The sequence below is a fragment of the Streptomyces sp. NBC_00569 genome (genome assembly GCF_036345255.1).
Classification (GTDB): Bacteria; Actinomycetota; Actinomycetes; order Streptomycetales; family Streptomycetaceae; genus Streptomyces.
Genome location: NZ_CP107783.1, coordinates 6,350,076 through 6,369,946, shown reverse-complemented (window position 1 = coordinate 6,369,946; position 19,871 = coordinate 6,350,076). Strand labels below are relative to the sequence as shown.

Here is a 19,871-nt window from a genome sequence, read left to right as displayed (position 1 = left end):
CGCCGAGGCCGGAGGGTGATCCTCCGGAGACCTACGAGACGATGTCCTTGCGGCGAAATCCCCGGAAGGCCAGGGCGAACAGGACGACGGCGTACGTTACCGAGACGGCCGTCCCCTGGATCATGCCGCCCCACTCCAGGCGCGGCTGGATGGCGTCCGCCCACGCGAACTGCCAGTGCGCGGGCAGGAAGTCGCGCCAGTCGCCGAGCGCCGTCACCGCGTCGAGCACATTGCCCACGATGGTGAGCCCGACCGCGCCGCCGACCGCGCCGAGCGGCGCGTCCGTCTTCGTCGACAGCCAGAACGCGAGCCCCGCGGTGACCAGTTGGGACACGAAGATGTACGCGATCACGACGAGCAGCCGCTGCGTAGCCGTGCCCGCGGGGAGCGCGCCGCCGGTCGGGATCTCCAGCGGACCCCAGCCGTACGCTGCCGTGCCGACCGCGAGGGCGACGACGGGCAGCAGGACCATCGCGGCGAGGCTGAGGGTGAGCGCGACGGTGAGCTTGCTCCACAGGAGGCGGGCGCGGGGCACGGGCGCCGCGAGGAGGTAGCGCAGGCTGGACCAGCCGGCCTCGGAGGCGACCGTGTCCCCGCAGAACAGGGCCACCGGGATCACGAGCAGGAACCCGGCCGAGACGAACAGGCATGTCGCCGCGAAGTTGGCGCCGGACGCGGTGGCCGTGTCCATCAGCGTCACCCGGCCGTTGCGCGCGCCCGGGTCGCCGCCGATGGCGAACGCGACGACCAGGACGAACGGCAGCAGGGCGAGGACGGCGCCCATGACGAGCGTGCGCCGCCGCTTCAGCTGGCGTACGGCCTCGACCCGCAGGGGCAGGGTGCGGCGCGCGCGGTATCCGGGCGCCACCTCGGGGGACTCGACGAGCGCGGTCATCCGGCTTCGCCTCCGATCAGGGTCAGGAACGCGTCTTCGAGGCGGCGGTGCGGGCCGAGCGATGCGACCGGCACGTCGAGCCGGACCAGCTCGGCGAGGAGCCTGGCGGCGGCCGTCTCCCGGTCGCCGGCGGGAGGCATGAGGACCGCGGACCGAGCCGGGTCCTCGGGCGCCGCCGGGGCGCTCTCCGTGGCGACCGCCGCGGGAACCGCCGGAAGCGTCGCCGGGACACCCGCGTGCGCCGGGGCGGCGAGACGGACCAGGAGTCCGCCCTCCGCCCTGGCCGCCGACTCCACGCCGGGCAGCGCCGCCACCTTCTCCACCAGCGCGTCGGAGATGTCCGCCGCGAGCCCGGCCAGGAGGGTGTCGCCGGAGCCGATGATGTCGGCGACCGGTCCCGCCTGCACCAGGCGGCCGCGGTCCATGACCACCAGGTGCGTGCAGGTCTGCTCGACCTCGGCGAGGAGATGGCTGGAGACGATGACCGTGCGGCCCGCGGCCGCGTACCGGATCATCACCTCGCGCATCTCGCGGATCTGGGGCGGGTCGAGGCCGTTCGTCGGCTCGTCGAGGATGAGGAGATCGGGCAGGCCCAGCATGGCCTGCGCGAGGGCGAGCCGCTGGCGCATGCCCTGCGAGTAGGTGCGCACGGCGCGGGCCAGGGCGTCGCCGAGCCCGGCGATCTCCAGGGCCTCTTCCAGGTGCGCGTCCTCGGCGGGGCGGCCGGTGGCCGCCCAGTACAGCTCCAGGTTCTCCCGGCCGGACAGGTGCGGCAGGAAGCCCGCGCCCTCGACGAACGCGCCGACCCGCGACAGAACGGGTGCCCCCGGCCTGATGGCGTGCCCGAAGACACGGATCTCGCCGCCGTCGGGCCTGATGAGGCCCATCAGCATGCGCAGGGTCGTGGTCTTGCCCGCGCCGTTCGGCCCGAGGAGGCCGAGGACCTGGCCCTTCTCCACGTGGAAGGACAGGTCACGGACCGCGTACCGGTCGGCGGACTTCGCGTACTTCTTGCTCAGGTCGGTGATCTGGAGCGGGACCTCGGCGAGGTCCGGGTCGGGGGCTCCCGCGCTCGCGCGGCGGCGGCCGGTGAGCAGCAGGGCGAGCGCCGCCAGGACGCCGGCGAGAGGCAGCCACCACACCCAGGCGGGCAGCGGCGCGGCGGCCGTGCGCACGGCGGGTGCGGTGGGCACGGACAGGTCGCTCTTGAGGGAGACGGTGTACGTGGCGGGGTGAGTCGGGGACGCGTAGCCGAGGTCCGTGGAGGACAGGACGAGGCGCAGGCGGTGCCCCTTCTGCACTTCGTGGTCGATGGCGGGGAGCGTGAGCGTGACGTCCTTGCCACCACCGGTTCCGGATCCCACCACCCGTACGGGTGAGGTGAGTTGGGAGGGCAGCACCGGCTGGGACCCGCCGCCGGGCGCGACGTCGTACACCTTGCCGAACAGGACGGCGTCGTCGCTGTCGGACGCGACGTGCACCGTCACCGTCGGGGATCCCGTGACGTGCAGGTCGTCGCGCAGGGGCGCCGACTCGAAGTGGGCGAACTGGCCGGGGAAGTCGAGGGAGAGGCCGACGCCCAGGGAGGAGAGCTGGCCGAGCCCGCCACCGCCGCCGCCTCCGAGCCCCGGCAGGTTCGAGATGGCGGGCGGGCTGGCCCCTGCGGGGTTGCCGACGTGCTGCTCGCGCCCGGCCAGCGGCACGCGCCGCGGGTCGTTCGCGAGGCCCGGGTACGCGTCGCTGCTCGCACCGCGCAGCTGAGCGGCGCCGTCGGTGGAGTCGATGCCTCCGGTGCGGGTGACGCGGAAGGCGGGGCCGGTGTCGGCCGCCTTGTCGTCCTTCAGATAGCGGTCGAACCAGGAGTCGACGCGGGCCTCGACGCGCCCCGTCTCGCGGTCTCCGCCGTCGTGACCGCCCGCGATCCAGTCGACGTCGACGGGCGCGCCGTTGGCCCGGATCGCCTTGGCGGCCGCGTCGGCCTGGCCGAGGGGGAACAGGGAGTCCGTCTGGCCCTGCATCAGGAGCGTGGGCACCTTGATGTGCTTGCCGACGGCGATCGGCGAGCGCTCCTCGAGGAGAGCGCGGGCCGCGGCGTCCGGCTTCCCGGCCTCGGCGACGCGTTCGTACATGCGGCACAGCTGCGGCTCGAACCGGTCGCAGCCGCCGCCGGTGTTGATGAAGAGCCCCGCCCAGAGCTTCTTGAAGACGCCCTGGGGGAACAGCGCGTCGGCGAGGTTCCAGTACGTGATCTGCGGGGCGATGGCGTCGACCCGGTCGTCGTACCCGGCGGCTAGCAGCGAGACCGCTCCGCCGTACGAGGCGCCGGTGACGCCGACGCGCGGGTCGCCCTTCTTGTCGAGCTGCACCTCGGGCCGCTTCGCCAGCCAGTCGATGAGCCGGGACGCGTCGGCGACCTCGCCCTTCGGGTCGTTGAGCCCGATCTTGCCCGTGGAGCGGCCGAAGCCGCGCGCCGACCAGGTCAGCACGGCGTATCCGTCGCGGGCGAGGCCCTCGGCCTGGGCGCGCAGCTCGTCCTTGCTGGCGCCGAAGCCGTGGGCGAGCAGGACGGCGGGGCGGCGCTCGGATCCGGGCGTCGTGAAGTACGACGTGTCGATCCTGGCTCCGCCCGTGTCCATCACCTTGTCGCGGCGCTGCACGGGGGGCGCGTCGTCCGAGGCGGCCGCGGCCGTCCACGTGCCTGCGCCCGCGAGCACCACGACGGCAGCGGCGGCGGCCGCCCACCGCCGTGGCCTGGCCCGCGGTCCGGTCAGTCGTAGATCCATGCGTCAACGGTACGGGCGACCGCGGACAACGGGGGCAGCCCCCGGGCTGAACCGCCGGACCTCCCCGGGGAGTAGGGTCCCGCCTTCGCGTACACCGCTCGTGGTACGAAGCGTCATGCAGAATTCCGGCATCCGCCGTGCGCGCACCGTCGACGAACTGACCGCCGCCGGGCCCCTGTTCGACGGGCCCGCCGTTCCTGAGTGGTCGGCCCGCTTTCTTCTGACCCCGGGCCACCATCTCTTCCTGGCTTACGAGGACGACGAGGCCGTGGGCTTCGTCAGCGGGGTCGAGACGATTCACCCGGACAAGGGGGTGGAGATGTTCCTGTACGAGCTGTCGGTGGCCGAGGCGTACCGGCGCCGTGGCATCGGCCGCTCCCTGGTCGAGGCGCTGGCGGCGCTGGCCAGGGAGCGGGGCTGTTACGGGATGTGGGTCGGCGTGGACACGGACAACGCGCCCGCGCTCGCGACGTATCGCGGCGCGGGCGGCCGGGACGGCGGTGGGTGCTCCGTCGTCGAGTGGTCGTTCGTCTGAGCGCCGCCCGGGGCGGGGCTGAGGCTCAGGCCTGCTCGTCCTCGGGGATCGACACCAGCCAGCGGGTGTCCTTGCGCGGCCGCAGGTAGAGCGCCCAGTAGAGGGTGGCCGCGGCGGTGATGCCGCCGGTCCACAGCAGGTAGGAGACCTCCTGCTGGCTGAGGATGTAGGCGAGCACGGCGATCAGGACCAGCGGCACCGCGGGCCACAGTGGCATGCGCCAGGCCGGCTGGTCGCGGTGGGAGCCGCGGCGGGCGAGCAGCGCGGCCACGGCGACCAGGAGGTACATGCCGGTGACGGAGACGCCGGTCACGCCGTACAGGGTGTCGAGGTTGACGAAGCAGAGGGCCGCGCCGGGCACGCCCACGACGAGGGTCGCGACCCACGGGGAGCCGAAGCGGCCGAGCTTGGAGAGCGCGTTGTTGACCGGCTCGGGCCAGGACTTGTCGCGGGCGGAGGCGAACAGGACGCGGGAGTTCTGGATGACCATGACGATGCCCGCGTTGATGATCGCGAGGGCGACGCAGAGGCTGACGAACGTGCCGACGGCGGAGTTGGACCAGGCCTCGACCATGCCGCTGATGTCGCCGCTGGTGAGGGCGGCGAGGTCGGGGGCGCCCATGGTGATGGCGACGACCGGCACCAGGATGACCACGGTGGAGATGGCGAGGGTCGCGAGCACCGTGCGGGCCACGTTGCGGCGCGGGTTCTCCAGCTCCTCGGAGAGGTAGACCGCGGTCGAGAAGCCCTGCGTGATGAAGAGGGCGATGGCGAGCCCGGAGATGATCAGCATCGCGGTGACGGTGTCGGTGTGGCCGCCCGCCCCGGAGACGTGCAGGTCGACGAGGGAGCCGGCGCCGCGCTCGGAGTGGGCGAAGCCGAGGACGGCGACGACTCCGGCGGCGATGACCTCGAGGACGAGGAAGATGCCGGTGATCCAGGCGTTGGCGCGCAGGTCGAGCAGGCCCGCGAGAGTGGCGAGGAGCATGACGCCCGCGCCGGCGCCGGCGGCGGGCAGGTGCACGAGCGGGGCGAGGTAGTCCGCGGTGCCCATCGCGATGACGGGCGGCACGATCATGACGACGAGCAGCGAGAGCACGAAGACGAGCCAGCCGGCGAGGCGGCCCGCGAGCGTCGACACCATGGCGTACTCGCCGCCCGCGCTGGGGATCAGGGTGCCCAGCTCCGAGTAGCAGAACGCGACGGCTATGCAGAGCAGCGAGCCGATCGCGATGGTGAGCGCGGTGGCGGTGCCGAGCGAGGAGAACAGGTCGGGGACGACCACGAAGAGCGTGGAGGCGGGCGTCACGCACGAGAGCGTGAGCAGGGTGCCGCCGACGACGCCGATGGAACGCTTGAGCTTCTGGGGACTGGCCGTGTTGCCGAGGGGCTCCTCGGTGACGGTCGTGGGGCTGGTGCGAAGCGTGTCGGACATGGAGGAGCGGTTCCGATCGACTCGTGCGGCAGATGTTTCCGATACTCGGGCCGGGAGCGCTATCGCCTCCGAAGGGCTGTCGCGATGGGGGGTTGTTCGTCCGCTCCCGGCGCGTCATTGCACCGTGCGAAATCCGGAACGTCAACGGCCGTTTAGCTGCGGATTCCGCACCGGACACGTGATCCAACTGTGGTCACTTCCAAGCCGGTTCGCCGCAGCAAGTGCATTCCATCAGGAGTTCCGGATTAATGACCTTGCTTTCCCAGGCGAACAGGCCGTGCCGTCTGGGACACCCGATACATCCCCTACGTACGGGAACCGCAGCCCACACTCCGAAGTCCGTCTGAATTCGTCCGCACTCCGGACACTCCCCCGGCGCCCCCGGCCCACGCAGAGGTGCCCCGGCCGCGCTGCGCGGCGGCCGGGGCACCTGGTACTGCCGGGACCTCAGTGGTTGCGCGGGAAGCCCAGGTCGACGCCCGCGGGGGCGTCGGACGGGTCGGGCCAGCGCGTCGTGACGACCTTGCCTCGGGTGTAGAAGTGCGTGCCGTCGTTGCCGTAGATGTGGTGGTCGCCGAAGAGCGAGTCCTTCCAGCCACCGAAGGAGTGATAGCCCACCGGCACCGGGATCGGCACGTTCACGCCGACCATGCCCGCCTCGATCTCCAGCTGGAAGCGGCGGGCGGCCCCGCCGTCCCGGGTGAAGATCGCGGTGCCGTTGCCGAACGGCGAGGCGTTCATGAGCGCCACGCCCTCCTCGTACGTGTCGACGCGCAGCACGCAGAGCACCGGGCCGAAGATCTCGTCCTGGTAGGCCTTGGCGGTCGTGGGGACGCGGTCGAGCAGGGAGAGGCCGATCCAGTGGCCGTCCTCGTGGCCCTCGACCGTGTAGCCGGTGCCGTCGAGGACGACCTCGCAGCCGTCGGCCGCGGCGCCGGTGACGTAGGACGCCACCTTGTCGCGGTGCGCGGCGGTGATGAGCGGGCCCATCTCCGAGGTCGGGTCGTTGCCGGGGCCGATCTTGATCTTCTCGGCGCGGTCCTTGATCTTCGCGACGAGCTCGTCGGCGACGGAGCCCACGGCCACGACGGCCGAGATGGCCATGCAGCGCTCGCCCGCGGAGCCGTACGCGGCGGAGACCGCGGCGTCGGCGGCGGCGTCCAGGTCGGCGTCGGGCAGGACCAGCATGTGGTTCTTGGCGCCGCCGAGCGCCTGCACGCGCTTGCCGTTGGCGGAGGCCGTGGTGTGGATGTGGCGGGCGATCGGGGTCGAGCCCACGAAGGAGACGGCCGCGACGTCCGGGTGCTCCAGGAGGCGGTCCACGGCGACCTTGTCACCGTGCAGGACGTTGAAGACACCGTCGGGCAGGCCGGCCTCGGAGAGCAGCTCGGCGATCTTCATGGACGCCGACGGGTCCTTCTCCGACGGCTTCAGCACGAAGGTGTTGCCGCACGCGATGGCGAGCGGGAACATCCACATCGGCACCATGGCCGGGAAGTTGAACGGCGTGATGCCGGCGACGACGCCGAGCGGCTGGCGGATCGACGACACGTCGACGCGCGAGGCGACCTCGGTGGACAGCTCGCCCTTCAGCTGCACGGTGATGCCGCAGGCCAGGTCCACGATCTCCAGGCCGCGGGCGACCTCGCCGAGCGCGTCCGAGTGGACCTTGCCGTGCTCGGCGGTGATCAGCTCGGCGATCGCGTCGCGGTTGGCGTCGAGCAGCGCGCGGAACTTGAAGAGGATCGCGGTGCGCTTGGCAAGGGACGAGGTGCCCCACGTCGCGTACGCGGCCTTGGCCGAGGCGACCGCGGCGTCGACCTCGTCGACATCGGCGAAGGCGACCTGCGTCGTGACAGCGCCGGTCGCGGGGTCGGTGACCGGGCCGAAATTGCCCGAGACACCCTCGACGGTCTTCCCGCCGATCCAGTGGTTGACGGTCTTGACGTCGGTCGTCATGAGGGCAAGCTCCTTTGGGGTCCTACGGGTGTTTCGGGTGTCTCGCGTTCATTCACAGCCGGCGGCGCCGGGCGGTGACGTGCCGGTCGTACTCCTCGCGGGCCTTGACCGCCGACGGTCGGGTCGCTGTCTCGGCCACGGGCACATCCCACCACGCCTGCGCGGGGGGCGCGCCCGACACTGTGTCTGCCGTTTCGGTCTCCACGTAGACACATGTGGGACCGTCCGCCGCACGCGCCGCCGCGAGGGCTTCCCGCAGATCACGAACGGTTTTCGCGCGCAGCACCGTCATGCCGAGGCTGGCCGCGTTCGCCGCGAGGTCGACGGGCAGCGGGGCGCCCGTGTACGTGCCGTCGGCGGCCGGGAAGCGGTAGCCCGTACCGAACCCCTCGCCGCCCACGGAGACCGAGAGGCCGCCGATGGACGCGTACCCGTGGTTCTGCAGGAGTACCACTTTGACCGGGATGTTCTCCTGGACGGCGGTGACGATCTCGGTCGGCATCATCAGATACGTGCCGTCGCCGACGAGCGCCCACACCGGCCGGCCCGGAGCGGCGAGCGAGACGCCGATCGCGGCGGGGATCTCGTAGCCCATGCAGGAGTAGCCGTACTCGACGTGGTACTGGTCGCGGGACCGGGCCCGCCACAGTTTGTGCAGGTCGCCGGGGAGCGAACCGGCCGCGTTGATCAGGATGTCGTCCTCGGTGACGAGTTCGTCGAGGGCGCCGAGCACCTGGGGCTGGGTGGGGTGCACCAGGTCGTCGTCGGCCGTGAAGCAGGCGTCGACGCGGTACTCCCAGCGCTCCTTGTCGTCGGAGTACTCCATGACGTACGAGGGCTCCGCGCGGTGGCCGCGGAGTCCGGCCGTGAGCCCCTCCAGGCCGGTGCGGGCGTCCGCGACCAGCGGCAGGGCTGCCATCTTGTGGCTGTCGAAGGCCGCGATGTTGAGGTTGAGGAAGCGCACGCCGCCGGAGCCGAAGAGGGTGCCGGACGCGGTCGTGAAGTCGGTGTAGCGGGTGCCGACGCCGATGACGAGGTCGGCGGTGCGGGCGAGTTCGTTCGCGGTCGCGGTGCCGGTGTGGCCGACGCCGCCGACGTCCGAGGGGTGGTCCCAGCGCAGGGAGCCCTTGCCGGCCTGGGTGGACGCGACGGGGATCCCGGTCGCGTCAGCGAACTCCTTCAGCGCCTCCTCGGCGCGGCTGTGGTGCACGCCGCCGCCCGCGACGAGCAGCGGCCTGCGCGCGGCGCGCACCGCGCGGACGGCCTCGTCCAGCTCGCGCGGGTCGGGCGCGGGCCTGCGCACACCCCACACCCGCTCGTCGAAGAAGGCGTCGGGCCAGTCGTACGCCTCGGCCTGCACGTCCTGCGGCAGCGCGAGGGTGACCGCGCCCGTGTCGACCGGGTCGGCGAGGACGCGCATCGCGGCGAGGGCCGCCGGAACGAGGGCCTCGGGCCGGGTGATCCGGTCGAAGTACCTGGAGACGGGACGCAGACAGTCGTTGACCGACACGTCGCCCGCGTACGGGACTTCGAGCTGCTGCAGCACGGGGTCGGCGGGCCGGGTCGCGAAGGTGTCGCCGGGCAGCAGCAGGACGGGCAGGTGGTTGACGGTGGCGAGGGCGGCGCCGGTGACGAGGTTGGTGGCGCCGGGCCCGATGGACGTGGTAACGGCCTGCGCGGCGAGCCGGCCGCTCTGCCGGGCGAAGCCGACGGCCGCGTGCACCATGGCCTGTTCGTTGCGGCCCTGGTGGTACGGCATGTCGTCGGCGTACTCCAGGAGGGCCTGGCCGATCCCGGCGACGTTCCCGTGCCCGAAGATGCCCCAGGTGGCGTCGATCAGGCGGCGCCGCTCGCCGTCGCGCTCGGTGTACTGCCGGGACAGGAACCGCACGAGGGCCTGTGCTGTGGTGAGCCGCGTCATCGGTATCCCTCCGTCAGGTGATCGGGGTGGAAGCAGATCCGCCACTCCCGCTCCTCGCCCGGTCCCGCCATCACGTTCAGGTAGTACATGGTGTGCCCCGGCTGCGCGATCGACGGGCCGTGCCACCCGTCGGGGACGAGGACTGCGTCGCCCGTACGGACCTCGGCGAGCAGGTCGGTGCCGCCGGGCCTGGACGGCGAGACGCGCTGGTACCCGTACCCGCCGGGCCCCTCGATCTCGAAGTAGTAGATCTCCTCCAGCTCGGTCTCGACGCCCGGCCGGTGCTCGTCGTGCTTGTGGGGCGGGTACGAGGACCAGTTCCCGCCGGGCGTGATCACTTCGACGGCGATGAGCTGGTCGCACTCGAAGGCGTCGGCGGACGCGAAGTTGCGCACCTGGCGGGCGCTGGTGCCGGAGCCTCGGTGCTCGACGGGAACCTCCGGCGCGGGGCCGTAGCGGGCGGGGAGCTGACGCTCGCACTTCGCTCCTGCCAGGGCGAAGCGGCCTCCCGCGCCGGAGGCGATCTGCGCATGGGCGTCGCGGGGCACGTACGCGAAGTCGCTGACCCCGCCGAACACGCTCTCCCGGCCCAGCAGTTCGATGATCCGGCCTCCCGTGCGCACCGTGCAACCACCCGTCAAGGGCAGCACGATCCATTCACTCGCACCGGTGGCCAGATCGTGGGTCTGTCCGGGCCTCAGTTCGATCACTCGCAGCCCCGCGCGGGACCAGCCGGCCCGCTCCGGGCCGACGGCCAGGGCGTAGGGCCCGTCGGCGGCGCTCCCCCGGGGCAGGTACGGGTTCATGAGGTCCCTGTCGTTCGTCGTCACCGTCCCCTCCTACAGCAGTGACGCGGCGCTGTCGACCGCGCCCGCCACGTCGCCGTCGGCCGGGTAGAGCAGCGAGCGCCCCACCACCAGGCCCTGCACGGTGGGCAGTTGGAGCGCGTGCCGCCACTTCTCGTACGCCGCGCCCTGGTCGTCACCCACATCGCCGCCGAGCAGCACCGCGGGCAGCGTCGACGTCTCCATGACGCGCGCCATGTCGTCGGGGTTGTCGGTGACGGGCACCTTGAGCCAGGTGTACGCGGAGCTGCCGCCGAGGCCGGAGGCGATGGCGATGGACGTGGTGACGGCCTCGGCGCCCAGGTCGCTGCGCAGGGTCCCGCTCGCGGGGTCGCGGCGGCACAGGAACGGCTCGACGAACACGGGCAGGCACAGCGCGGCCATCTCGTCGACGGCGCGGGCCGCGGACTCCATGGTGCGCAGCGATCCCGGGTCGTCGTAGTCGATACGAAGGAGCAGCTTGCCGGCGTCGAACCGCAGCCGGTGCAGGTCCGCGGGCCGGTGTCCGGTGAACCGGTCGTCGAGTTCGAAGGAGGCCCCGGCGAGCCCGCCGCGGTTCATCGAGCCGAGGACGACCTTGCCGTCGAGCGCGCCGAGCAGAAGCAGGTCGTCGAGGATGTCGGCGGTGGCGAGGACCCCGTCGACGCCGGGCCGCGACAGGGCGAGGCAGAGCCGTCCGAGGAGGTCGGCGCGGTCGGCCATGGCGAAGGGCCGCTCCCCCACGGCGAGGGCGCCGCGGGCGGGGTGGTCGGCGGCGACGATCAGGAGGCGCCCGGCCTCGTGCGCGATCAGCGGCCTGCGCGGCCGTCGCGCCGCCGCCTCGGCGACGGCCTCGGGGTGGTGGGCCCTCAGCCGCACCAGCTTCAGGGGGTCGACGCTCATGTCCCGGCCGCCCCGCGCGGGAACGTGTCCCGGGCTGCTCCCGCCGACCCGGCCCGCCCGGCTCATCGGACCTCTCCCGCCGCGAGTGCGGCCTCTACCTCGTCGCGGGTCGGCATCGCCGACGAGCACTCCAGGCGGGACGCGACGATCGCGCCCGCCGCGTTCGCGAACCGCATGACGTCCTCCAGCTCCCGGTCGGCGAGCAGTCCGTGGCACAGGGCGCCGCCGAACGCGTCGCCCGCGCCGAGCCCGTTCAGGACGTCGACGGGCAGCGGCGGCACCTCGGCACAACTGCCGTCGGCGGCCATGGCGAGTACTCCCTTGGGGCCCTGTTTGACGACGGCGAGGCGCACCCCGGCGGCGAGCAACGCCCGCGCCGCCGCGGCCGGTTCGCGCTCGCCGGTGGCGATCTCGACCTCGTCGACGTTGCCGACGGCGACGGTCGTGTGGCGCAGGGCCTCGGCGTAGAAGGGACGGGCCGCGCCCGGGTCCGGCCAGGCCGTATCCCCCCAGAGCACCGGCCGCCAGTCGAGGTCGAAGACGGTGATGCCCGCCTTCGCCCGGTGCGCCAGCGCGGCCAGGGTCGCCGAGCGGCTCGGCTCCTCGCTCAGCCCGGTCCCCGTCATCCAGAAGACCCGGGCCGCCCTGATGGCGTCCAGGTCGAGTTCGGCGGTGTGGATCTCCAGGTCGGGCGCCTTGGGCCGGCGGTAGAAGTAGAGGGGGAAGTCGTCCGGCGGGAAGACCTCGCAGAACGTGACGGGCGTCGGCAGGCCCGGCACGGGGGTGACCCAGCGGTCGTCGACGCCGAACTCCCGCAGGCGGCGGTGCAGATACTCCCCGAAGGGGTCCGCCCCGGTGCGGGTGACCGTCGCCGTGCGGCGCCCGAGCCGGGCCGCCGCCACCGCGACGTTCGACGACGATCCGCCCAGGAACTTGCCGAACGTGTCCACCTCCGACAGCGGCACGCCCGTCTGCAACGGATAGAGGTCCACGCCGATCCGGCCCATGGTGATCAGGTCGTACGGCTCGCCGGGACTGGGCTGCATACGGATTCCCTTCGGCGGGGCGCGCGCCCCTTCGGCGGTCTCAGGCTCAGGTCTAGCCCTGCCTCAAGACCCTGTCAACATTTTGTCCGGACATTCGGACCACGTCTTGACACCCGTCTCCGGCGCCCTGAAGGCTGGCTCCATGACGACGATGTCACCCCGTATCCGCATCGGCTCGGCACCCGACTCCTGGGGCGTGTGGTTCCCCGACGACCCCCGTCAGGTCCCCTGGCGGCGCTTTCTCGACGAGGTCGCCGAAGCCGGCTACGAGTGGATCGAGCTCGGCCCGTACGGCTACCTGCCCACGGACCCGGACGTGCTCGCACAGGAGACGGGACGGCGCGGCCTGAAGGTCTCCGCCGGCACGGTCTTCACGGGCCTGCACCGCGGCCCCGGCGTCTGGGACGCGACGTGGGAGCACGTCTCGGCCATCGCCGAACTCACGCGCGCGACCGGCGCCGGGCATCTCGTCGTCATCCCCGCGTTCTGGCGGGACGACAAGACGGGCGAGGTCATCGAGGACTCCTCGCTCACGGCGGCGCAGTGGCGCGACCTGACCACCCAGACCGAGCGGCTCGCCCACGAGGTCCGCGAGCGGTACGGCCTGCGGACCGTCGTCCACCCGCACGCCGACACGCACATCGACACCGAGGAGAACGTGGCCCGCTTCCTCGACTCCACGGACCAGGACCTCGTCTCCCTCTGCCTCGACACGGGCCACTACGCGTACTGCGGCGGCGACAGCGTCAAGCTGATCGAGACGTACGGCGAGCGCATCGGCTACCTCCACCTCAAGCAGGTCGACCCCGCCGTGCTCGCCGGCGTCCGCGCGGGCGGGGTCCCGTTCGGGCCCGCCGTGGCGCGGGGCGTGATGTGCGAACCCCCGGCCGGAGAGCCCGCGCTGGAGCCCGTCATCGCGGCCGCGCAGCGCCTCGACGTCGATCTCTTCGCGATCGTCGAGCAGGACATGTACCCGTGCGAACCGGACCGTCCGCTGCCCATCGCCCGCCGCACCAGGGGCTATCTGAGGTCGTGCGGGGTGTAGGAGGACGGCGGCGACGGCGCCACCGGACGAACGGTCACGCCCGCGTACGCGCTTTCCCTGCGCCGCCAATGCGTCACTCGTGTCACAAACACCCCTTTCCTGTCACACATGTCCCGGATACGCGGGTCTTGCGTCACACCCCCTCGACAGCCCCACGCCTCCGCTCTGGGCGGGTCGTTGTCCGGGCACAGGCTGACTGATCGCCAGCGTTCGCGCCGCAGCTCCCCCGACGGCCACCCCGAGCCGCCGCTGCGGCACCCGCAGCAAGGAGCCACAGATGACCGACCGCAGGCTCTGGTCGTACAAGGACATCGCCGCGCACATCCGGGTCCAGCCGGACACCGTGCGCTCGTACCGCAAACACGGTCTCCTGCCCCCGCCCGACCATGTGGAGTCGGGAAGGCCCTACTGGTACGCGGACACCATCCACGCCTGGGTCGCCTCCCGCCCCCGTAACCGCGGCCTCAAGCAGTGACCGCCCTCGGTCGCACGGGCGCCGCCCCACACACATGCCACCGTGCGGGGCGGCGCCCCCGTTATTCGATTGCCCCGCGCGGCCGCCCCTTCGGACAATCCCGGGATGACCCGAGAACCCCTGGCGGCCGGCTTCTCCGCCAAGCCGGTACTGACCGGCGACAAGACCGTCCTGCGGCCGTTCACCGCCGCCGACGCCGACACGATGGCCGAGATCATCGACGACCCGGAGGTCCGCCACTTCACCGGCGACCCGTCGAACGAGCTCACCGTGGACTTCCTGCGCTCCTGGTACGGCTCACGCGGCGCCCAGGACGACCGCCTCGACCTCGCGGTGACCGACCGCGCCACCGGCCGACTCGTCGGTGAGGTCGTCCTGTACGACTGGGACCCGGAGCACCGCAGTTGCACGTTCCGCACGCTCGTCGGCCCCGAGGGCCGCGGCCGGGGCCTCGGTACGGAGGCGGCCCGCCTCATCGTCGGCCACGGCTTCGAGCGCCTGGGCCTGCACCGCATCGCCCTGGACCTCTTCAGCCACAACCACCGGGCCCGCCGCGTCTACGAGAAGGTGGGCTTCGTCGAGGAGGGCGTGGCCCGGCAGTCGGTACTGCGCGACGGCCAGTGGTACGACTCGACGCTGATGTCGGTCCTCGCCCCGGAATGGGCGGAGCACCAGGGGCGGCCCCGGCTCCCCTAGGGGCATCAACTGCGCTTTCCGGAGCAGCAGTCGGGCACGCGGCGCGGGGGCCCGCCCGGCACCCGGGGCTTCCTTCAGGCCCACGGCTCGATGATCGTCACGCCCGCGCCGGGCGTCGTCCCCATCGCCTCGAGCGCCGCGGGCGCCGCGTCCAGCGTGATCGTGGAGGTGACCAGGAGGTCCGGCCGCAGAACTCCGGCGCGGACCATCTCCAGCATCCCGGGATAGGCGTGCGCGGCCATCCCGTGGCTGCCGAGGAGTTCGAGTTCGAGGCCGATCACCCGGCCCATGGGCACGACCGGGTCCTGCGGCAGCAGGCCGACCTGCACATGGCGGCCCCGTCGCCGCAGTCCGCCCACCGAGGCGGCACACGTGGCCGGTGAGCCGAGCGCGTCGAGCGAGAGGTGCGCCCCGCCGCCGGTCAACTCCCGTACGGCGGCGGCCACATCGGGCACCTCGGAGGCGTTCAGACAGTGGGCGGCGCCGAAGGCGCGGGCGAGGTCCAGCGCGGCGGGCGAGACGTCGACCGCGACGACCCGCGCGCCACTCGCCGCCGCGATCATCACGGCGGACAGTCCGACGCCGCCGCACCCGTGCACGGCGACCCACTCCCCGGCGGCGACCCGGCCCTGCGCGACCACGGCGCGGAACGCGGTCGCGAAACGGCAGCCGAGACCCGCCGCCGTCGCGAACGACAGCTCGTCCGGCACGTCCACCAGGTTCACGGCGGCGTGGTCCAGGGCTACGTACTCGGCGAAGGAGCCCCAGTGCGTGAAGCCGGGCTGCGTCTGGCGCTCGCACACCTGGTGGTCGCCGGCCGCGCAGGACGCGCAGGTGCCGCAGGCGCACACGAACGGGACCGTGACCCGGTCGCCCGGCCGCCGGTCCAGGACATCGGCGCCCACCGCCTCGACCACTCCGGCGAGTTCATGCCCGGGTACGTGCGGCAGGCGGACGTCCGGGTCGTGGCCCATCCAGCCGTGCCAGTCGCTGCGGCACAGGCCCGTCGCCTCGACCCGTACGACCACGCCGTGCGGCGCCGGCACCGGATCGGGCACCTCCCGCACCTCGGCCCGCTCCCCGAACTTCTCGAACACCACAGCCCGCATCGCCCTCGCGCCTCACTTCCACCGAACGAAAGACCCTGACGGTCACCCGACCGGACGAACGTAGCCCCCGGCCCGGACACCGGGACCCTGCCCCCGCACCGACTCACGGTGCGACAAAACACGTATCTACGTAAACTCCGTCACAAATCTTCCCCACCCAGAGGGAATTGCCGTGACCCAAGCCCAGCCGCCCGGCGCGCCCCGAGCCCGCATCCCCGGCCCCAAGCGACCCCCGTCTTCCGTGCCGCGGATCCGGGCGGGACTGTGGAAGCACTGGCTGTGGGGCGGACTCGCCCTCTGGACCCTGACCGCCGTCGTCACCTACGCCACCGGGGACACCACGCTCCTGCCGACGCTGATCCTGCTCGGCAGCTTCCTCGCCCCGGGCACCTTCGTGCTGTGGGCGTATGAGCGTCACGCGCGCGACCTGGGCGTGAGCCTGATGCTCGGCTGCTTCGCCGTCGGCGGCGTCCTCGGGGTGGTCGGCGCCTCGGTCATGGAGTACCACCTGCTGCACCCCTCGCTGTGGATGTTCGTCGGGGTCGGCCTGATCGAGGAGGCGGTCAAGCTCGCCGCCCTGATGTACCTGCTGCGCACACAGCCGCGGGTGCGCGGGCTGCGGGCGGGACTCGTCCTCGGCGCGTCCGTCGGCTTCGGCTTCGCGGCCTTCGAGAGCGCGGGCCACGCGTTCGGCGCGGCCGTCGGCATGCAGGGCATCGACCTGCGCTCGCTCCTGTCGACGGAGCTGCCGCGCGGGCTGCTCGCACCGTTCGGGCACGGGCTGTGGACAGCGATCTCCGGGGCCGCCCTGCTGGCGTTCCGCAGGCCGAACGGGCGCTATCGCTTCGCGGCGCCGGTGGTGCTCACGTGTCTGGGCGTCTCTCTGCTGCACGCTCTGTGGGACTCCACGCACGGCATCGCGGTCTGGATCGTCGCCCGGCTCACCGCCACGGACCTGCCCCTCTCGCTCTTCGCCGAGGGGTACATCCCGCAGCCGACCGACACCCAGAAGTACCTCTTCACCCTCTTCTCGGTGGGCGGCCTCGTGATCATCTCGCTCGTGGGGATCGCCTGGGTACGTTCGCTCGCCCGCAGCGATCCCCCTTGGAGAAATACCCCCTAGGGGTATACAGTCGCGAGTGTCAGGAGGTCCCGGGGACGCCCCCGGCCCCTCACTCGCACGGTACGCCGCACGCCTGACCAGACCGGGACGCACGCGGCCTTCGACAAGGAGAACGACATGAGCGCCCAGACCGAGCTCCCCCAGATCGGCACCGAGTCGACCGGTTCCTGCTGCTCGCCCAGCGGTTCGTGCCACTCGGACGCCGCCGGGAGCGCCGAGGGAGCCGTCACCACCGTGTACCAGGTGACCGGCATGACCTGTGGCCACTGCGAGGGCGCGGTGTCCGACGAGATCTCGGGGCTCGCGGGCGTCATGTCGGTGAAGGCCGTGGCCTCCACGGGACAGGTGACCGTGGTCTCCGCGGCACCCCTCGACGAGGAGGAAGTCCGGGCCGCCGTCGACGAGGCGGGCTACGAGCTGGCCGGCAGGGCCTGAGCCCCTCGGAGAGCGCCGGGCCGCCCACCACGGCCCGGCGCCCGTGGTCGTACGCTCGGCGGTAGTCCCGTACGCCCCTGGAAAGAACCGCGATGACCACGCCCACGGACACCACGGCCGGGCCGCTCTCCGAAGTGGAGCTCGCCGTCGGCGGGATGACCTGCGCCTCCTGCTCGGCCCGTATCGAGAAGAAGCTCAACCGCCTCGACGGCGTGACGGCGTCGGTCAATCTCGCGACCGAGAAGGCGAAGGTCGCTTACGCGCCCGGGGTCGAGGTCGCCGACCTGGTCGCCACGGTGCAGAGGCTCGGATACACGGCGGAGCCGGTCGCCCGGGAGGAGCCGGCCGAAGCGGCCGCGGACGGTCCGGACGGGGCTCGCGACGAACCCCCGCACGAGATCCGCACGGAAGCCGGGAGCGGGTCCGGGACCGAGCCCGACCCCACCGCCCCCGAGCGCCGGCGGCTCGTCGTCTGCGCGCTGCTCTCCCTGCCCGTCGTCCTGCTGGCGATGGTGCCCGCCCTCCAGTTCGACAACTGGCAGTGGCTCTCCCTCACGCTCGCCGCCCCCGTCGCCGTCTGGGGCGGGCTCCCCTTCCACCGGGCCGCCTGGACCAACGCGCGGCACGGCGCCGCCACCATGGACACGCTCGTCTCCGTCGGAACGCTCGCCGCGTTCGGCTGGTCGCTGTGGGCCCTGTTCCTGGGCGACGCCGGCACGAGCGGGATGCGGCACGGATTCACGTTCGCCGTCGACCGCACCGACGCCTCCTCCACCATCTATCTCGAAGTCGCGTCGGGCGTCGTCACCCTGATCCTGCTCGGCCGCTACCTGGAGTCCCGCTCCAAGCGCCGTGCCGGCACCGCCCTGCGCGCCCTGCTCGAACTCGGCGCCAAGGACGTCGCCGTGCTGGACGCCTCGGGCGCGGAAGTGCGCCTGCCGGTCGGGCGGCTGCGGCCGGGCGACCGGTTCGTCGTACGGCCCGGCGAGAAGATCGCGACCGACGGCACCGTCGTCGAGGGCGCCTCAGCCGTCGACACCGCCCTGCTCACCGGCGAGTCCGTGCCCGTGGACGTGACCGTCGGCGACGCCGTGACCGGCGCGACCGTGAACGCCGGCGGCCGGCTCGTCGTCGAGGCGACCCGCGTCGGCGCCGACACCCAGCTCGCCCGCATGGCGCGCCTCGTCGAGGACGCGCAGACCGGCAAGGCCGAGGTGCAGCGCCTCGCCGACCGGATCGCCGGTGTGTTCGTGCCGGTGGTGTTCGTCATCGCGCTCGGCACGTTCGCCGGCTGGCTGCTCGCCACCGGTGAGGCGACCGCCGCGTTCACCTCGGCCGTCGCCGTCCTGATCATCGCCTGCCCCTGCTCGCTCGGCCTCGCGACGCCCACCGCGCTCATGGTCGGCACCGGCCGCGGCGCCCAGCTCGGCATCCTCATCAAGGGCCCCGAGGTCCTGGAGAGCACACGCCGCGTCGACACCGTCGTCCTCGACAAGACGGGCACGGTGACGACCGGCCGAATGACGCTCCAGGACGCGTACGCCGCCGAGGGCGTCGAGGAGAAGACCCTGCTGCGGCTGGCCGGGGCCCTGGAGCACGCCTCCGAGCACCCCGTCGCCCGGGCCGTCGCGGAGGGCGCCGCAGGCCGGGCCGGGACGCTGCCCGCCGTCACCCGCTTCACCGCGCTCGCCGGGCTCGGCGTCCGCGGCGTGGTGGACCGGCACGACGTCCTGGTCGGCCGGGAACGCCTCCTCGCCGAGCACGGCATCGCCCTGCCGCCCTCGCTCACGGCCGCCAAGACCGCCGCCGAGGCCGCCGGCCGCACCGCCGTCGCCGTCGCCTGGGACGGCGAGGCACGGGGTGTCATCACGGTCGCCGACGCGGTCCGCCCGACGAGCGCCCAGGCCGTCGCCGAGCTGCGGGCGCTGGGCCTCACGCCGGTGCTCCTGACCGGCGACAACCGGATCGTCGCCGAGTCCGTGGCGCGGGCCGTCGGGATCGCCGAGGACGCCGTGTACGCGGAGGTCCTGCCGCAGGAGAAGGTCGACGTCGTGCGGCGCCTGAAGGCCGAGGGGCGCACCGTCGCCATGGTCGGCGACGGCGTGAACGACGCGGCGGCGCTCGCCACCGCCGATCTGGGGCTCGCGATGGGCACCGGCACGGACGCCGCGATCGAGGCGGGCGACCTGACGCTGGTGCGCGCGGACCTGCGTGTGGCGGCCGACGCGATCCGGCTCTCCCGGCGCACCCTCGCCACCATCAAGGGGAACCTCTTCTGGGCCTTCGGCTACAACGTGGCCGCGCTGCCGCTGGCCGCCGCCGGGTTCCTGAACCCGATGATCGCGGGCGCCGCGATGGCGTTCTCGTCCGTGTTCGTGGTGACGAACAGCCTCCGGCTGAGGACGTTTTCCTGAAGGTGAGCGGCCCATTTTCTGGAAGGACTTCCCATCGCCCCTGGTCTGGCCCATCATCAAGGGGTCTTCACATTCGCCTCACATCACAACCGCAGCATTCTCACGTCCGAACCTCGATCTACATATGGGGTCTCTTGCGTACGATCAGGACATATGCAGGAGACGCAGATCACAGTGATCTGAACGTAACCATTTGAGGTTCTCGTGAGTCTAAGGAGGCGATGCAGGAACGTCTTGGGGGGCGTTTCTGTGTTGACCGGGGCCGTCTTGGGG

General features: G+C 72.5%; 16 protein-coding genes. 7 read left to right on the top strand and 9 right to left on the bottom strand.

What is annotated here, in order from left to right:
* Positions 1-31: 31 nt before the first annotated feature.
* On the bottom strand, positions 32-895 hold the full coding sequence (locus tag OHO83_RS28685; RefSeq protein ID WP_329435136.1) for an ABC transporter permease: 864 nt from the start codon (positions 893-895) through the stop codon (positions 32-34).
* Positions 892-3,678, bottom strand: a complete 2,787-nt coding sequence (locus OHO83_RS28680) for an alpha/beta fold hydrolase (protein ID WP_330279925.1) — start codon at positions 3,676-3,678, stop codon at positions 892-894. Before OHO83_RS28680 ends, OHO83_RS28685 begins: the two co-directional genes overlap by 4 nt.
* Positions 3,679-3,793: 115 nt before the next feature.
* On the opposite strand from OHO83_RS28680, the gene OHO83_RS28675 reads away from it, so the two are divergent.
* Positions 3,794-4,213 (top strand): GNAT family N-acetyltransferase, encoded by a 420-nt coding sequence (locus tag OHO83_RS28675; RefSeq protein ID WP_330279924.1) that lies wholly within the window; start codon positions 3,794-3,796, stop codon positions 4,211-4,213.
* A gap of 25 nt (positions 4,214-4,238) precedes the next feature.
* Here the strand turns inward: OHO83_RS28675 and OHO83_RS28670 are convergent, their stop codons facing one another.
* The 6 genes from OHO83_RS28670 to iolC form a co-directional block, all read right to left on the bottom strand.
* Positions 4,239-5,648 carry an APC family permease gene (locus tag OHO83_RS28670; RefSeq protein WP_330279923.1) on the bottom strand — a complete coding sequence of 470 codons (1,410 nt, stop codon included), beginning with the start codon at positions 5,646-5,648 and terminating at the stop codon, positions 4,239-4,241.
* A 447-nt stretch (positions 5,649-6,095) separates the two neighbouring features.
* Positions 6,096-7,607: a CoA-acylating methylmalonate-semialdehyde dehydrogenase gene (mmsA, locus tag OHO83_RS28665; RefSeq protein WP_266670694.1), complete on the bottom strand. Its 1,512-nt coding sequence runs from the start codon at positions 7,605-7,607 to the stop codon at positions 6,096-6,098.
* A gap of 52 nt (positions 7,608-7,659) precedes the next feature.
* A complete protein-coding gene (iolD, locus tag OHO83_RS28660; RefSeq protein WP_266670695.1) occupies positions 7,660-9,528 on the bottom strand; it encodes a 3D-(3,5/4)-trihydroxycyclohexane-1,2-dione acylhydrolase (decyclizing) in 1,869 nt (622 codons plus the stop codon).
* The gene (gene iolB, locus OHO83_RS28655) at positions 9,525-10,334 is read right to left on the bottom strand and encodes a 5-deoxy-glucuronate isomerase (protein ID WP_266676351.1); all 810 of its coding nucleotides are present in this window, start codon (positions 10,332-10,334) and stop codon (positions 9,525-9,527) included. The genes iolD and iolB overlap by 4 nt, the downstream gene beginning before the upstream one ends.
* Positions 10,335-10,367: 33 nt before the next feature.
* Positions 10,368-11,255, bottom strand: coding sequence for a Cgl0159 family (beta/alpha)8-fold protein (locus OHO83_RS28650; RefSeq protein WP_330279922.1), 888 nt, complete (start codon positions 11,253-11,255; stop codon positions 10,368-10,370).
* A 62-nt stretch (positions 11,256-11,317) separates the two neighbouring features.
* A complete protein-coding gene (gene iolC / locus OHO83_RS28645) occupies positions 11,318-12,301 on the bottom strand; it encodes a 5-dehydro-2-deoxygluconokinase (protein ID WP_330279921.1) in 984 nt (327 codons plus the stop codon).
* A 142-nt stretch (positions 12,302-12,443) separates the two neighbouring features.
* On the opposite strand from iolC, the gene OHO83_RS28640 reads away from it, so the two are divergent.
* The 3 genes from OHO83_RS28640 to OHO83_RS28630 all read left to right on the top strand — a co-directional run bounded on the left by OHO83_RS28640 (position 12,444) and on the right by OHO83_RS28630 (position 14,517).
* Positions 12,444-13,346, top strand: a complete 903-nt coding sequence (locus OHO83_RS28640; RefSeq protein WP_266670698.1) for a sugar phosphate isomerase/epimerase family protein — start codon at positions 12,444-12,446, stop codon at positions 13,344-13,346.
* A 277-nt stretch (positions 13,347-13,623) separates the two neighbouring features.
* The gene (locus OHO83_RS28635; protein WP_266670699.1) at positions 13,624-13,821 is read left to right on the top strand and encodes a helix-turn-helix transcriptional regulator; all 198 of its coding nucleotides are present in this window, start codon (positions 13,624-13,626) and stop codon (positions 13,819-13,821) included.
* Between the two features lie 105 nt (positions 13,822-13,926).
* Positions 13,927-14,517, top strand: a complete 591-nt coding sequence (locus tag OHO83_RS28630; protein WP_330279920.1) for a GNAT family N-acetyltransferase — start codon at positions 13,927-13,929, stop codon at positions 14,515-14,517.
* A 74-nt stretch (positions 14,518-14,591) separates the two neighbouring features.
* Here OHO83_RS28630 and OHO83_RS28625 read toward each other — a convergent pair whose 3' ends face one another.
* Complete coding sequence (locus tag OHO83_RS28625; RefSeq protein WP_330279919.1) at positions 14,592-15,626, bottom strand: zinc-dependent alcohol dehydrogenase family protein; 1,035 nt, start codon at positions 15,624-15,626, stop codon at positions 14,592-14,594.
* Positions 15,627-15,798: 172 nt separating this feature from the next.
* Between OHO83_RS28625 and OHO83_RS28620 the strand changes: the two genes are divergently transcribed.
* The 3 genes from OHO83_RS28620 to OHO83_RS28610 all read left to right on the top strand — a co-directional run bounded on the left by OHO83_RS28620 (position 15,799) and on the right by OHO83_RS28610 (position 19,598).
* On the top strand, positions 15,799-16,749 hold the full coding sequence (locus OHO83_RS28620; RefSeq protein ID WP_330279918.1) for a PrsW family intramembrane metalloprotease: 951 nt from the start codon (positions 15,799-15,801) through the stop codon (positions 16,747-16,749).
* A 117-nt stretch (positions 16,750-16,866) separates the two neighbouring features.
* On the top strand, positions 16,867-17,184 hold the full coding sequence (locus OHO83_RS28615) for a heavy-metal-associated domain-containing protein (protein ID WP_116513650.1): 318 nt from the start codon (positions 16,867-16,869) through the stop codon (positions 17,182-17,184).
* Positions 17,185-17,276: 92 nt separating this feature from the next.
* On the top strand, positions 17,277-19,598 hold the full coding sequence (locus tag OHO83_RS28610) for a heavy metal translocating P-type ATPase (RefSeq protein WP_266670705.1): 2,322 nt from the start codon (positions 17,277-17,279) through the stop codon (positions 19,596-19,598).
* Positions 19,599-19,871: the final 273 nt, after the last annotated feature.

Excerpts from the sequence above, each read along its gene's own strand:
- OHO83_RS28685 (WP_329435136.1), bottom strand. The coding sequence starts at position 895 with ATGACCGCGCTCGTCGAGTCCCCCGAGGTGGCGCCCGGATACCGCGCG.
- OHO83_RS28680 (WP_330279925.1), bottom strand. The coding sequence starts at position 3,678 with ATGGATCTACGACTGACCGGACCGCGGGCCAGGCCACGGCGGTGGGCG.
- OHO83_RS28675 (WP_330279924.1), top strand. The coding sequence starts at position 3,794 with ATGCAGAATTCCGGCATCCGCCGTGCGCGCACCGTCGACGAACTGACC.
- OHO83_RS28670 (WP_330279923.1), bottom strand. The coding sequence starts at position 5,648 with ATGTCCGACACGCTTCGCACCAGCCCCACGACCGTCACCGAGGAGCCC.
- mmsA (WP_266670694.1), bottom strand. The coding sequence starts at position 7,607 with ATGACGACCGACGTCAAGACCGTCAACCACTGGATCGGCGGGAAGACC.
- iolD (WP_266670695.1), bottom strand. The coding sequence starts at position 9,528 with ATGACGCGGCTCACCACAGCACAGGCCCTCGTGCGGTTCCTGTCCCGG.
- iolB (WP_266676351.1), bottom strand. The coding sequence starts at position 10,334 with ATGAACCCGTACCTGCCCCGGGGGAGCGCCGCCGACGGGCCCTACGCC.
- OHO83_RS28650 (WP_330279922.1), bottom strand. The coding sequence starts at position 11,255 with ATGAGCGTCGACCCCCTGAAGCTGGTGCGGCTGAGGGCCCACCACCCC.
- iolC (WP_330279921.1), bottom strand. The coding sequence starts at position 12,301 with ATGCAGCCCAGTCCCGGCGAGCCGTACGACCTGATCACCATGGGCCGG.
- OHO83_RS28640 (WP_266670698.1), top strand. The coding sequence starts at position 12,444 with ATGACGACGATGTCACCCCGTATCCGCATCGGCTCGGCACCCGACTCC.
- OHO83_RS28635 (WP_266670699.1), top strand. The coding sequence starts at position 13,624 with ATGACCGACCGCAGGCTCTGGTCGTACAAGGACATCGCCGCGCACATC.
- OHO83_RS28630 (WP_330279920.1), top strand. The coding sequence starts at position 13,927 with ATGACCCGAGAACCCCTGGCGGCCGGCTTCTCCGCCAAGCCGGTACTG.
- OHO83_RS28625 (WP_330279919.1), bottom strand. The coding sequence starts at position 15,626 with ATGCGGGCTGTGGTGTTCGAGAAGTTCGGGGAGCGGGCCGAGGTGCGG.
- OHO83_RS28615 (WP_116513650.1), top strand. The coding sequence starts at position 16,867 with ATGAGCGCCCAGACCGAGCTCCCCCAGATCGGCACCGAGTCGACCGGT.
- OHO83_RS28610 (WP_266670705.1), top strand. The coding sequence starts at position 17,277 with ATGACCACGCCCACGGACACCACGGCCGGGCCGCTCTCCGAAGTGGAG.